Origin of the sequence: Thauera sp. 28 (assembly GCF_000310145.2) — a bacterium.
In the GTDB taxonomy this organism is placed as follows: domain Bacteria; phylum Pseudomonadota; class Gammaproteobacteria; order Burkholderiales; family Rhodocyclaceae; genus Thauera; species Thauera mechernichensis.
The window spans coordinates 1-13,875 of sequence record NZ_AMXA01000027.1 but is presented as its reverse complement, the minus strand read 5'-3'; the positions used below and the strand labels follow the sequence as shown (position 1 = coordinate 13,875).

The following is a 13,875-nucleotide window of genomic DNA, read 5'->3' as shown; positions in this document are numbered from 1 at the left end:
CCGGTCTGGATCGGGGCTCATCCGTACCGTGTTCTGGAGCCTGGTGCTAGGCACCCATGGCCATCAGGCTGGCGTTGCCGCCAGCTGCGGCGGTATTGATCGACAGTGTGCGCTCATGCACCAGGCGGCCGAGGTCATAATCGGGCGTGGGGCGCAGCAGTTGCAGGATCGGGCCCTCAAGTGCCGCCAGGCGCTGCTGCAGCTCATTGGCGCCGCGGTCGTCACCATCGAACAGCAGGGCGCCGATCGGTTGTTCGATCCAGTTGGCGTTCACCGCCACGGCGGGGCCAAGGTCCGACGGTAGCGCAGCCACGGTGCTGCGGGCGGCCGGGGTGTCAGCGAGCAGCAGCCGGTTGCCGCTGGCGAGTGCGGCCATGACCTGGTGCAGTACGGCGGCAGCGGTGTGCGCGACGCCGGCGATCAGGCCGCGCGCGGTAAAGCGCAGGCTGTCGTCCTCGCCGGTGGGGCCGGGCAGCGCCAGACGCAGGCCGCTGATGCGGCGGGCGCGGCAGGCGTCTGCGCGGTCGCGCAGTACGGTGAATTCGTCACCCTCCACGAGGCCACGACCAGCGCCGTCCAGCCAGGCGAGGAAGCCGTCGAGCGCGGTGTCGGCAGCGCGCGTCTCCTTGCCTTCGCTGACCGCGAGTGCGCCGTCGAGCAGCGCCGGACCCGGCGTGCGCGCCAGCAGGCGGTGCAGGTAGAGCGGCCCGCCCGCCTTCGGTCCGGTGCCCGACAGGCCTTCGCCACCAAAGGGTTGTACGCCCACGACGGCGCCGATGATGTTGCGGTTCACATAGAGGTTGCCGACGTGGGCGCTTGAGGCGATGCGCTCGACGGTCTCGTCGATGCGGGTGTGCACGCCCATGGTCAGGCCGTAGCCGCTGGCGTTGATGGCGTCGATCAGCCCATCCAGCGCGGCTGCACGGTAACGCAGTACGTGCAGGATGGGGCCGAACTGCTCGCGGCCGAGTTCGGACAGTGCGCCGATCTCGATGATCGTCGGCGCGACGAAGTTGCCGCGTGCGCAGTCCGCGGGCAGCGGCAGGCGGGTGACGCGTGCGCCGCGGCCCTGCATCGTCGCGACATGGGCTTCCAACCCTGTGCGCGCCTCGGCATCGATCACCGGGCCGATGTCGACCCGGACGTCGGCCGGGTCGCCCAGGCGCAGTTCGTCGAGTGCCCCGCGCAGCATGTGCAGCACGCCGTCGGCGATGTCGTCCTGCAGGCACAGCACGCGCAGTGCCGAGCAGCGCTGGCCGGCGGAGTCGAAGGCGGAGGCGAGCACGTCGGCGACCACCTGCTCGGGCAGGGCGGTGGAGTCCACGATCAGGGCGTTCTGGCCGCCGGTCTCGGCGATCAGCGGCACGTTGCCGCCGCGTTCGGCGAGCTTGCGGTTGATGAGCGCTGCCACCTCGGTGGAGCCGGTGAACATCACGCCGCACACGCGTGCGTCCGCCACCAGCGCGGCGCCGACGGTCTCGCCGCGCCCGGGCAGCAGCTGCAGCGCCGCGGCCGGTACGCCGGCCTCGTGCAGCAGGCGCACCGCGTAAGCGGCGATCAGCGGTGTCTGTTCGGCGGGCTTGGCGAGCACCGGGTTGCCGGCGGCGAGCGCGGCCGACACCTGGCCGGTGAAGATGGCAAGCGGGAAATTCCACGGGCTGATGCACAGCACCGGCCCGAGCGGGATGTGGCTGGCAGCGTCGAAGCCGCGTGCCTGCTGGGCGTAGTAGCGCAGGAAATCGACCGCCTCGCGCAGTTCGGCCACGGCGTTGGCCCAGGACTTGCCAGCCTCGCGCACTGCCAGTGCGATCAGGGTGTCGGCATCGCGCTCGAACAGTTCAGCGGCAGTCTGAAGTCGTGTGCAGCGCATGGCCGCCGGTTGGCCCGCCCAGTCGGGCGCGGCGGCACTGGCGGCGGCCAGGGCGCGCTCGATGTCCGCGGCGGTGGCCTCGGCGACACCGCCGACTGTTTCGCCGCGATTGGCCGGGTTGGTGACCGGCTGCACCTCGGCAGGCACGGCAACGCTGCCGGCAACGATCGGGCTGGCTGCGAAGGGCATGCTGCGCGAGGCCTCGATGGCGGCGGCGATGCGCGCGCGCACCGGCTCGCTGGCGAGGTCGATGCCCGCGGAGTTGGTGCGCAGCGCACCGAACAGATCACAAGGCAGCGGGATGCGCGGATGCGGCGCACCGGCGAGCGCTGCGGCCTGCTCGACCGGGTCGGCGATCAGCTCCTCGACTGCCACGCGCTCATCGACGATGCGATTGACGAAGCTGGTGTTGGCACCGTTCTCGAGCAGGCGACGCACGAGGTAGGCGAGCAGAGTCTCGTGGCTGCCCACCGGGGCGTAGATGCGCACCATGCGGTGACGGCCGGGCTGGCCGACGAGCTGGTCGTAGAGCGGTTCGCCCATGCCGTGCAGGCACTGGAACTCGTAGTCGCCAGGTTGCCAGGCACGGCCGTCGGCGGCGGCGAGGTGGAAGATGGCCGCCAGCGAGTGGGCATTGTGGGTGGCGAACTGAGGGTAGATCGCGTCGCGTGCGGCGAGCAGCTTCTGCGCGCAGGCGAGGTAGGCGACGTCGGTGTAGACCTTGCGCGTATAGACCGGGTAGCCGGCCAGGCCGTCGATCTGCGCGCGCTTGATCTCGGCGTCCCAGTAAGCGCCCTTGACCAGGCGCACCATCATGCGCTGGCCGCTGCGCCGTGCGAGGTCGATCACGAAGTCGAGCACGAAGGGCGCGCGCTTCTGGTAGGCCTGCACGACGAAGCCCAGCCCGCTCCAGCCGGCGAGTGCGTCGTCGGTAGCAAGCGCTTCGAGCAGGTCGAGCGAGATGTCCAGGCGGTCGGCCTCCTCGGCGTCGATGTTGAGGCCGATGTCGTAGCCTTTGGCGAGCAGGCACAGCGCCTTCAGCCGGGGCAGCAGCTCGCCCAGCACGCGTTCGCGTTGCGACCAGGTGTAGCGCGGATGCAGGGCGGAGAGCTTGACCGAGATACCGTTGCCGTCGACCACGCCACGGCCCTTGGAGGCCTGGCCGATGGCATGGATGGCGCGCTCGTAGTCCTTGAAGTAGCGCTCGGCGTCGGCGGCCGTCATGGCGGCCTCGCCCAGCATGTCGAAGGAGTAGCGGTAGCCCTGTTTCTCGTGTTCGCGGCCGCGCTTCAAGGCCTCGTCGATGTCGCGGCCGGTGACGAACTGTTCGCCCAGCATGCGCATCGCCAGGTCCATGCCCTTGCGGATCAGTGGCTCGCCGCCGCGCGCCACCAGGCGGGTGAGCGCTGCGGACAGACCTTGCTCGCTGCTGGTCGATACCAGCCGGCCTGTGATCAGCAGGCCCCAGGTCGCGGCATTGACGAACAGCGAGGGGCTGTTGCCAATGTGCGCGCGCCAGTCGCCGTCGGCGAGCTTGTCGCGGATCAGGCGGTCGGCGGTGGCCTTGTCGGGCACGCGCAGCAGGGCTTCGGCCAGGCACATCAGTGCCACGCCTTCCTGGCTGGAGAGCGAGAACTCCTTCATCAGGGCGTCGACGCCGGACGAGCGCGTACGCGTGGCGCGCAGGCCGGTGACGAGGTCGTGGGCGAGCGTATGCACCGGCTCGCGCAGCGCGTCGGGGAGACGTGCGGCGGCGATCAGGGCAGGCACGCAGATCGGTTCCGGCTGGCGCCAGGCGGCATCGATCCGTTCGCGCAGCGCACTGCGCCGGGGCGCGGGCAGGGCCGCGGCAGCGCACGATTCGGGAGCCAGCTGGGGGGGCGACGAGGGCAGCGAGATCACGGCCGGATACTCCTGGGAAGGCGTCCGTATGGGGTGGGGAGGGGCGTTCGGGAGCCCGTAGAGCTGGAGCGAATTTTTTGCCAAAAACAAAAGTTAATGGCTCCAAAATTTGCATTTATAAAGTCATAATTCCCGTTTCAACCAGCCGATGCAGGCGAATAGTCTGCTGCACTGCAATGGATCGTATCGATCAGAAGATCCTCGTCGAACTGCAGGCCGATGCGCGCCTGTCGATCGTCGAGCTGTCACGCCGCGTGGGGCTGACGAAGACGCCTTGTGCCGAGCGCGTGCGCAGGCTGGAGAAGGCGGGGGTGATCCGCGGCTACCACGCCGACCTCGACCCCGATGCGGTGGGTGCTGGCCATATAGTCGTTGTCCAGGTCCTGTTGACCAGCACCGCCGAGCTGGATCTGCGCCGCTTCAACGACGCGGTCCGGCGCATTCCGGAGATCGAGTCCTGCCACATGATCGCGGGCGATTTCGACTACCTGCTCAAGGTGCGCACCCGTGACATCAACGAATACCGCCGGGTGATGGGCGACCAGATCTCGGGGCTGCCGTGCGTCAAGCAGACGCATACCTACGTGGTGATGGAGGTGGTGAAGGACGAGCGCAACCTGCCGGTACGCCCTTCGTCCTGAGCGAGGCCGATGCGGCAGGATTTTCGCGCGCCGGGCTGGGCTGCGCGCAGGCGGTGTGCGGGGGGCTTGGTGTAACATTCCGGCCAAAGCTTTCGCCCCTGCCACCCGGCAGCCGGCCCTCCCGAGAGACACCATGGTCCCGCACCTCACCACCGCACTCACCGGCCCTCTGCTCGAGCTCGAGCGCCAGTTCCTCGACAATGCCTGCGACATCGAGAAGTGGTTCCGTACCCAGTGGCAGGATCACATGCCCCCCTTCTACGGCTCCACCGATCTGCGCAACTCCGGCTTCAAGCTCGCGCCGGTCGACCTCAACCTGTTTCCGGGTGGCTTCAACAACCTCAACGATGCCTTCATGCCCTTGTGCGTGCAGGCGGCGCAGGCCGCGATCGAGCGTATCTGCCCGGATGCAGGCAAGCTGCTGCTGATCCCCGAGAACCACACCCGCAACCAGTTCTACCTGCAGAACGTCGCCAAGCTGGTGTCCATCCTGCGCCTGACCGGGCTCGATGTGCGCATTGGCAGTCTGCTGCCCGAGATTGCAGAGCCGACCGTGCTCGAGCTGACCAATGGCGCCACCCTGACGCTGGAGCCGCTGCGTCGCCGTGGCGGCCGCGTTGGCCTGGACAACTTCGAACCGTGCGCGGTGCTGCTCAACAATGACCTGTCTGCCGGTGTCCCCGACGTGCTCAAGGGGCTCGACGAGCAGTGGCTGATCCCGCCGCTGCACGCAGGCTGGCACTCGCGCCGCAAGTCCAGGCATGCAGCCGCCTATGACCGTGTGGCGCGCGCCTTCGCGGAAGAGATCGGCATCGACCCCTGGCGCATCAACCCCGAGTTCGGCGTGTGCGGGCAGATCAACTTCCAGGAGCGTACCGGCGAGGAGTGCCTGGCGGCCCAGGTCGATTCGCTGCTCACCCGCATCCGCGCCAAGTACAAGGAATATGGCGTGACCGACCAGCCCTTCGTGGTCGTCAAGGCCGATGCCGGCACCTACGGCATGGGCGTGATGACGGTGAAGGATGCGTCCGAAGTCGTTGGCCTCAACCGCCGCCAGCGCAACAAGATGGCGGTGGTCAAGGAGGGACTGCAGGTGCACGAGGTGATCATCCAGGAGGGCGTGCACACCTTCGAGACGGTGGAGGACGGGGTCGCCGAACCGGTGGTCTACATGATGGACCACTACGTGGTGGGCGGCTTCTACAGGGTGCATACGGAGCGCGGCCGCGACGAGAACCTCAACGCCCCTGGGATGCACTTCAAGCCGTTGGCGTTCGAGACCTGCTGCACCCTGCCCGACGCTGCCCAGGGGCCTGACGCTCCGCCGAATCGTTTTTATGCCTACGGCGTGGTCGCCCGCCTGGCGCTGCTGGCTGCCTCGGTGGAGATCGAGGAGACCGCGCCGGTGGAGGAGGAAGTGCTGGCCGTGTGATGCTCCCCGGCCCTGTAGGAGCGGCGCCAGCCGTGAGCCTTTCGGCCTGGCTCCGGCTGGCCGCGTCGCCTTCAGAACCTCGCGGCTTGTGCCGCTCCTGCAGGGGGGCGAGCGGCGCGTCGCGCAATCGATCGCGGCGCTTGCCGCATCTGCAGCCCGTCGACGGGCAGTGAATGGAACCTGTGATCAAGTCATGACCCGCAAGCTCAAGCTCCTCTTCATCCTCGACCCGCTCGAGGGTCTCAAGGCCTACAAGGATTCCAGCGTTGCGATGATGCGCGCAGCGGCCAGCCGTGGGCACGAGGTGTGGTCCGTGCAGCGCGCCGGACTGGCCTGGCGCGACGGCGTGGTGCTCGGCACCGGCTGCGTGCCGCTCGAAGTCTTCGAGGACGATGCCGCCTGGTACCGCGCCGGGCCGGCCAGGGCACTGCCGCTGGCCGCCTTCGATGCGGTGATGATGCGCCAGGACCCGCCCTTCGACTTCGAGTACGTCACCGCCACCTGGTTGCTCGAGGATGCGATGCAGGCTGGTGTGCGCGTCTTCAACAACCCGCGCGCGATCCGTGACCATTCCGAGAAGCTGGCGATCACCGAGTTCACCCAGTTCATGGCGACTTCGCTGGTCGCGCGCGACGCAGCGGACATCAACGCCTTCATCGACGAGCTCGGCGATGTCATCCTGAAACCGCTCGATGGCATGGGGGGAAGCCAGATATTCCGCGTGCGCAAGGACGACCCCAACCGCAACGTCATCATTGAGACGCTGACCGGGAACGGTGCGCGCACCATCATGGCGCAGCGCTACCTGGCGCAGATCGCCGATGGTGACAAGCGCGTGCTGATCATCGGCGGCGAGGTCGTGCCCTTTGCACTGGCGCGCATTCCGCAGGCAGGGGAGACGCGCGGCAATCTTGCAGCGGGCGGGCGCGGAGTGGCGATGGCGCTCACCGCGCGCGAGCGTGAGATCGCCGAGTACCTGGCGCCGATCCTGTGGCAGCGCGGCCTGCTCATCGTCGGCCTGGATGTCATCGGCGGCCACCTCACCGAGATCAACGTCACCAGCCCGACCTGCATGGTCGAGATTGCCGCCCAGCAGGGCTTCGACGTTGCCGGACTGGTCATCGACAAGCTGGAGCAGGCGTGCGCTTCCTGAGCTCGGGAAATAGGGGACAGACCCCAATTTTGAGGAAATTGGGGTCTGTCTCCTATTTCCCTCTTGCATGCGCGCTGCTGGTGCTGCTGTCGCTGGCCGCTTGTTCGCGGTCGGAGGTGTTCCGCCACGAGGCTTTCGTGTTCGGCACGCGGGTCGATGTCGCGGTGTATGGCAAGGACCAGGCCGAGGCCGACGCGGCGGCGGCGGCGGTGCTGCGCGAGTTCGACCGCCTGCATCGTGCCTACCACGCCTGGGAGCCGTCGGAGCTCACGGCGCTCAACGCAGCCATTGCGCGCGGCGAGGCGGCGGAGGTGTCGGCCGAACTGGCCGCGCTGCTCAAGGACGCGCAGCACATCGCTGCCGTGGGTGACGAGTTGTTCGATCCCGCGCTTGGCGCGCTGGTCGCGCTGTGGGGCTTCCATACCGACACCTTCGTGCCCACGCGTCCCGATCCGGACAAGCTGCAGGCCCTGCTTGCGGCGCGGCCGCGCATGGCCGACCTGGTGATCGAAGGCAATCGCGTCGAGAGCCGCAATCCGGCGGTGCAGATCGACCTCGGCGGCTATGCCAAGGGCTATGCGCTCGACCGCGCGGCGGCCATCCTGCGCGAAAAGGGCGTGGCCAATGCGCTCATCAACATCGGCGGCAACGTGATGGCACTCGGGCGCAAGGGGGACCAGCCGTGGCGCGTCGGCATCCAGCATCCGCGCGAACCGGCGCCGATCGCGACCTTGCCGCTCTACGACGGCGAGGCGGTGGGCACCTCGGGCGACTACCAGCGCTTCTTCGAACTCGACGGCGAGCGTTATGCTCATCTGCTCGACCCGCGCACTGGCCAGCCTGCGCGTGGCACGCAGTCGCTCACCATCCTGATCACGGCGCAGCCCAATGCCGGCACGCTCTCCGACGGGCCGAGCAAGCCTGCCTATCTCGCTGGCGACCAATGGCGAGAACATACGCGCCGTTTTGGTATCGAACACGTGCTGCGCATCGCCGAGGACGGCAGCGTCGAGGTAACGCGGGCATTGCGCGCCCGCTTGCAGTTCGTCGGTTCGGTGGCGCCAAAGCTCATCGATTGAACCAAGAAGAGGGGAGGGAAGAAAAATGACTGCACAAACCGCATGGCTGGTCGCCATCTTTGCCGTGGTGATCACGGGCGTCGTCGGCTTCTTTGTCGGCCGCCAGTTCGGCGCCGGCAAGGCGCGTATCGAGGAGCTCGAGTCCGAGGTCGCGCGCCAGAAGGGCGAGATCGAGGCCTACCGCCAGGAGGTCGCCACCCATTTCGACAAGACGGCGACCCTGTTCGTGTCGATGGCGGGCTCCTACAAGGAATTGTTCGAGCACCTGTCCTCGGGCTACGAGAAGCTGTCCTCGGGTTCGGCGCGCGAGCTGTTCCAGCAGCGCGTGGACGCATTGCTGGTGGGCAATGACCGTGACGGTGGCAGCGACAAGCTGCTGGCTGCTACCGGTCTGGCCGCCGCGGCCGGTGCTGCAGGTGTGGCAGCGGCCAGTGTGCAGACAGGCGAGGCGGCATCCGCAGCGCCTGACGAGGGCTCCGCCCCGGCTACAGCCGTTGCCGAAGATGCCGCTGCCGAGCCGGTGCCGGTCACCGACGGTGCTGACGAGCTTGCAACTCCGGACCCGAGCGTGCAGCCCGCTGCGGCGGCGTCGCCCGCGGGCGAGCGCGCTGACGACGGCGTGCCGATGGTGGCGGCCGATGTGCCTGCCGAGTCGGCGGAGACGGACACGACGGCGGAAGCAAAGCCGGACGCGCAGGCCGAAGCGCCTGCACTCGTCGACGATCCGCTCGCCGAGGAGGTCGTCGGTCATCATGCCGAGCTGCGGCGCGAGGACGTGAAGTAGCCGAGGATCGAGGACGCCCACTCAGGGGGCAAGGGCGCGGGCTGGCCTTGCCCCCTGAGTGGGCGCGTGGCATCCAGCGCGGGTTGTCGGCCGTGAACTTTGGCGGCGCCCTTGCGTCTGAGCGCACATGCTGTCTCTTGCGCGCATCCTGCTTGCCGGACTGTTCGCCGCCTTCGTGCTGGGCGGCTGCAGCGTTCGCATGGCGTATTCCCAGCTCGACTGGCTGGTGCCCTGGTACCTGCGCGACTATGTGATGCTTGATGCCGGCCAGCGCAACCTGCTCGACCGCCAACTGTCGGCGCGTCTCGACTGGCATTGCCGCACCCATCTCGCCGAGTACGCCGCCACGCTGCGCGAGGCGCAAAACACGCTGGCTGCAGACCGTATTGGCAGCAGCGACCTGTTGCCCTATCTCGAGCGTGGCGAGGGGTGGTGGCGGGAGATCCTTGCCGCGCTCGAGGACGATGCCCGCGTGCTGCTGCCAGCGCTGTCCGACGAGCAGGTCGATGAGTTGCAGCAGGCCTTCGAACGTCGTCAGCGCGAGGCGCGCAAGGAGTTCCTCGGCGGTGACGACGCCGCCCAGCGCGAGGCTCGCATCGCACGCATGGAGAAGCGCTTGCAGCGCTGGTTCGGGCGCCTGACCACCGAGCAGCGCGTGCTGATCGGCGTCTGGAGCGATGCCCTCGAGCCGACGACCGAGGCCTGGCTGGACGAGCGTGCGCGCTGGCAGGCGGACGTGCTCGACGCGCTCCGCGTACGGGCAGATGGGGCAGCGTTCGCACCACGGGTCGCCGCCTTCATGGCGCCCGTGCAGGACGAGCCCACGCCAGGTTATCGCGCGCGACAGGCGCACAACCGGGATCGCAGCCTCGTCTTGCTTGCCGAGGTGTTCAATACGGCCACGCCGGCTCAGCGCCAGCGGCTGCAGCGTGAGCTCGAAGGGCTTGCGGCGCAGTTCGAGCGCCTGGCATGCGCAGCGCCGCAGGCCGCCGCGGGTTGAGCCGAGCGCGGCGATGCAGCTTCGGTGCCGCGCTCGCCTTTAGGGATCGCCCGGTCGATAATCGCGGGTTCTGATTCTGGCGACTACGCATGCAAAAGACCGAACTCGACCGTCTCGCCATTGGCATGATGGTGTTGTTCTGCACGATCTGGGGTGTGCAGCAGGTGGCGATCAAGCTCGCCAGCACGGGCATCTCACCGGTATGGCAGGCCGGACTGCGCTCGATCGGGGCGACGGTGATCGTGCTGTTGTGGGCCCACCTGCGCGGAGTGCGACTGGGGGAGCGGGACGGCACGCTGGTGCCGGGTGTGCTCGCCGGACTGCTGTTCGCCGCCGAGTTTGCGTTGATTTTCCTCGGGCTGGAGTACACAACGGCCTCGCGCGGGGTCATCTTCCTCTACACAGCACCCTTCTTCGTCGCCCTCGGCGCGGTCTGGCTGCTGCCGCAGGAACACATGCGCCGGGCGCAGTGGGTGGGCATGGCGCTGGCGTTCGGCGGTATTCTGGTGCTGTTCGGCGAGCATCTGTTCATGCCCACCGACCGCGCCTGGATCGGTGACCTGATGATCATGCTGGCGGCGGTGTTCTGGGCCGCGACCACGTTGACCGTCAAGGCCAGCGCATTGGCGCGGGTGTCGGCTGAAAAGACCCTGCTGTACCAGCTTGCGGTGTCGGCGCTGGTGCTGCCGCTGCTTTCGGTCGCGCTCGGCGAGCCCGGCGTGTTCGCGCCGACGCCGCTGGTGTGGGCGAGCCTGTTCTTCCAGACCTTCATCGTTGCCGGGATGTCCTACCTGGGCTGGTTCTGGCTGGTGCGCCAGTATCCGGCAACGCGGCTGTCGTCCTTTTCCTTCCTGACGCCGGTGATGGGCGTGCTCGCGGGCGGGCTGCTGCTGGGCGAGGCGATGACACCTGCCGTGTTCGGTGCGCTTTTCCTCGTGGGGGCGGGCATCTGGGTGGCGAACCGGCCACGTTGATGTTCTATAGTGGCGGAGCCAATCAACGGAGTCAGCGCCATGCCCCGCCCCGCCGTCGAGTTCTGGTTCGAGTTTGCCAGCACCTATTCCTACTTGTCTGTGATGCGCATCGAGCGTGTGGCCGAGGCCGCTGGCGTGGAGGTGGCATGGAAGCCCTTCCTGCTCGGGCCGGTGTTTCTCGCCCTGGGCTGGAACGACTCGCCCTTCAATATCTACCCCCCCAAGGGGCGCTACATGTGGCGCGACCTCGAACGGCTGGCGATGAAGGAGGGCTTGCCCTTCCATCGCCCCAGCCGTTTCCCGCGCAATGGCCTGCTGGCGGCGCGGGTCGCGCTGGTCGGGGTCGAGGCCGGCTGGGTCGCGCCTTTCGCACGCGCAGTGATGACGGCCAATTTCGCCGAGGACCGCGAGATCGGCGAAGCGGCCGTGATCGAGGACATCCTGCGCGCGCTCGGCCTGCCAGCCGATGAAGTCATGGCGCGAGCCCAGGCCGATGCCAACAAGCTGGCGCTGCGTTGCCAGACCGAGCGCGCGGCCGAACTGGGCTTGTTTGGTGCGCCGAGCTTTCGCGTCGGCGAGGAGCTGTTCTGGGGCAACGACCGCCTCGAGGACGCGCTGGCATGGGCGTGCGCCGGAGCGGCCTGAGGTACTTGCTACTTCTTCTTCTGCGCCTGTTCTTCCTCGTAACGCCGCTGGCGTTCCTCGTAGCGGTCGCGGTCGCGTTCGGCTTGCTGCGCGCGGCGGGAGGCCTCCTCGGCAGTGCGCTGGCGCGCTGCATCGCGTTCGGCATCGGCGGCAGCGCGTCGGCGGACCGCGTCGGCCGCAGCCTCCTCGCTACGCGTCTCGCGCTCGGCGCGAATGCGTTCGCTCTCCGGCGATGGGGCGATGCGGGCATCCGGGCTGGGTGGGGTGGGCTGGAGCGCCGGCAGTTGCGGCAGCGCTGTCGGCGCTTCGGGCGATTGCATGCTGCCAACGGCAGTCGGCCGCGCGCCTTCGGCAAGCAGCGCTTCTGCCGTGCGCTGGCGTTCGGCCAGGGTCAGGCGGCGTGCCTCGGCTTCTACGGCGCGGGCGCGCTGGATGGTCTCGAGGCGCTCCTTGCGCGCCTGGTCGATGCAGCGATTGACCAGAAAACGCTCGTAGCAGGCCGCCTCGGCGGTGGCGAAGCGGGCTTCGGCCTCTGCGCGCAGGGCCTTGCCTTCTGCCTCCAGGGCGCCGATGCGGGCGCGGTCGGCGGTGCGCCGGGCATCGTCGGCCGGCGTCTGGGCGAGGGCGGACAGGGTGGTGGTGCCGAGCAGAGCGGCGAACAGGGCTCGGCGGAGGGTGGAGCGGAGCTCGGGCTTGAGCGTGCAGCGAGCGGGCAGGGTGAGGTGAGTCATGCGCACGGTGTTCCTGAGAGGATTCGGCTGGCGCGTAGAATAGCGCCTTTGCAACTGCCCGCGGCCCCGAAGCCGTGTATCCGTTCGTGATCAGTCTTCGCAATCTGCGCCTCGCTCGCGGCGCCAAGGTCCTCATCGAGGCCGCTACGCTGCAGATCCACCCCGGCTGGAAGGTCGGCCTCACCGGCGCCAATGGCAGCGGTAAATCCAGCCTGTTCGCCATGTTGCGCGACCAGCTCCACCCCGACCAGGGCGACCTCGACATGCCGCCGGGCTGGGTGATCGCCCACGTCGCGCAGGAAACGCCCGGTCTTGCACAGCCGGCAATCGACTACGTGCTCGATGGCGACGCCGAATTGCGGCGGATCGAGGCCGAGTTGGCCGCGGCCGAGGCGGCCCACGACGGATCGCATATCGGTGAGCTGCATGCGCGCTTGCACGAGATCGGGGGCTATTCGGCGCGCGCGCGCGCGGCGGCGCTGCTCGATGGCCTGGGTTTCCTGCAGTCCGATATCGAGCGTCCGGTCGCGGACTTCTCCGGCGGCTGGCGCATGCGTCTTAACCTGGCGCAGGCGCTGATGTGCCGCTCCGACCTGCTGCTGCTCGACGAGCCCACCAACCACCTCGACCTCGATGCCGTGATCTGGCTGGAGGCGTGGTTGCGCGATTACCGCGGTACCTTGCTGCTCATTTCTCACGATCGCGAGTTCCTCGACGCCTGCGTCACCCATATCGCCCACATCGAACAGCAGAAGCTCGCGCTCTACACCGGCGGCTACTCCGACTTCGAGCGCCAGCGCGGCGAGCGCCTGATTCAGCAGCAGGCGATGTTCGAGAAGCAGCAGCGCGACATCGCGCATATGGAGGACTACATCCGCCGTTTCCGCGCCAAGGCCACCAAGGCGCGCCAGGCGCAGAGCCGGATCAAGGCGCTGGAGCGCATGGAGCGCATCGCCGCGGCGCATGTGGACACGCCCTTCAGCTTTGCCTTCCGTGACGCGCCGCCGGCGCCCGATCCGCTGCTGCAGATCGAGGACGGTGCGGTGGGCTACGGCGACAAGACCGTGCTTGAGCGCATCACGCTGACCCTGCGCCCGGGCGAGCGCGTCGGTCTGCTGGGGCGCAACGGTGCGGGCAAGTCGACCCTGATCAAGCTGCTGGCACATGAACTGCAACTGGCCGGTGGCCGCCGCCTGGAGGGCAAAGGTCTCGCTACCGGCTACTTCGCCCAGCATCAACTGGAAACGCTGCGCCCGGACGAGTCGGCGCTGCAGCACATGGTCCGCCTCGATCCGCAGACGCGCGAGCAGGAGTTGCGCGACTACCTCGGCGGTTTCGACTTCCGCGGCGATGGTGTGGGCGGCACCTCCACCCCGGCGACCACGCCTTGCGGCCCGTTTTCGGGCGGCGAGAAATCAAGACTCGCGCTCGCGCTGCTGATCTGGCAGCGGCCCAATCTGCTGCTGCTCGACGAGCCCACCAACCATCTCGACCTCGAGATGCGCCACGCGCTGACCATGGCGCTGCAGGACTATGAGGGGGCGATGGTGCTGGTCTCGCACGACCGTGCGCTGCTGCGCGCCACCTGCGATCGCTTCCTGCTGGTCGATGGCGGATGCATCCAGCCCTTCGACGGCGACCTCGACGACTACCGCGACTGGCTC

The 13,875-nt window shown here is 68.3% G+C and carries 11 protein-coding genes; 9 read left to right on the top strand and 2 right to left on the bottom strand.

Annotation, left to right across the window (positions count from 1 at the left end):
• Positions 1-46: 46 nt before the first annotated feature.
• The gene (putA, locus tag C662_RS15560) at positions 47-3,772 is read right to left on the bottom strand and encodes a trifunctional transcriptional regulator/proline dehydrogenase/L-glutamate gamma-semialdehyde dehydrogenase (protein ID WP_002931190.1); all 3,726 of its coding nucleotides are present in this window, start codon (positions 3,770-3,772) and stop codon (positions 47-49) included.
• A 176-nt stretch (positions 3,773-3,948) separates the two neighbouring features.
• On the opposite strand from putA, the gene C662_RS15555 reads away from it, so the two are divergent.
• The 8 genes from C662_RS15555 to C662_RS15520 all read left to right on the top strand — a co-directional run bounded on the left by C662_RS15555 (position 3,949) and on the right by C662_RS15520 (position 11,480).
• Complete coding sequence (locus tag C662_RS15555; protein WP_002931188.1) at positions 3,949-4,413, top strand: Lrp/AsnC ligand binding domain-containing protein; 465 nt, start codon at positions 3,949-3,951, stop codon at positions 4,411-4,413.
• Positions 4,414-4,546: 133 nt separating this feature from the next.
• Entirely contained in the window at positions 4,547-5,845 is a 1,299-nt protein-coding gene (gene gshA / locus C662_RS15550; RefSeq protein ID WP_002931187.1) for a glutamate--cysteine ligase, read from the top strand.
• A gap of 193 nt (positions 5,846-6,038) precedes the next feature.
• A complete protein-coding gene (gene gshB, locus C662_RS15545; RefSeq protein WP_002931186.1) occupies positions 6,039-6,998 on the top strand; it encodes a glutathione synthase in 960 nt (319 codons plus the stop codon).
• An 80-nt stretch (positions 6,999-7,078) separates the two neighbouring features.
• The gene (locus C662_RS15540) at positions 7,079-8,077 is read left to right on the top strand and encodes an FAD:protein FMN transferase (protein ID WP_002931184.1); all 999 of its coding nucleotides are present in this window, start codon (positions 7,079-7,081) and stop codon (positions 8,075-8,077) included.
• A gap of 25 nt (positions 8,078-8,102) precedes the next feature.
• Positions 8,103-8,861, top strand: coding sequence for a YhcB family protein (locus C662_RS15535; protein WP_002931183.1), 759 nt, complete (start codon positions 8,103-8,105; stop codon positions 8,859-8,861).
• Positions 8,862-8,988: 127 nt separating this feature from the next.
• Positions 8,989-9,861 (top strand): DUF6279 family lipoprotein, encoded by an 873-nt coding sequence (locus C662_RS15530; protein ID WP_002931180.1) that lies wholly within the window; start codon positions 8,989-8,991, stop codon positions 9,859-9,861.
• Positions 9,862-9,950: 89 nt separating this feature from the next.
• On the top strand, positions 9,951-10,835 hold the full coding sequence (locus tag C662_RS15525; protein ID WP_002931178.1) for a DMT family transporter: 885 nt from the start codon (positions 9,951-9,953) through the stop codon (positions 10,833-10,835).
• A gap of 39 nt (positions 10,836-10,874) precedes the next feature.
• Positions 10,875-11,480, top strand: a complete 606-nt coding sequence (locus C662_RS15520; RefSeq protein WP_002931175.1) for a 2-hydroxychromene-2-carboxylate isomerase — start codon at positions 10,875-10,877, stop codon at positions 11,478-11,480.
• An 8-nt stretch (positions 11,481-11,488) separates the two neighbouring features.
• Here the strand turns inward: C662_RS15520 and C662_RS15515 are convergent, their stop codons facing one another.
• Positions 11,489-12,211: a hypothetical protein gene (locus tag C662_RS15515; RefSeq protein WP_002931173.1), complete on the bottom strand. Its 723-nt coding sequence runs from the start codon at positions 12,209-12,211 to the stop codon at positions 11,489-11,491.
• Between the two features lie 86 nt (positions 12,212-12,297).
• Here C662_RS15515 and C662_RS15510 point away from each other — a divergent pair.
• Positions 12,298-13,875 (top strand): ATP-binding cassette domain-containing protein (locus tag C662_RS15510; protein ID WP_037984829.1); only part of this gene is annotated, 1,578 nt, incomplete at its 3' end.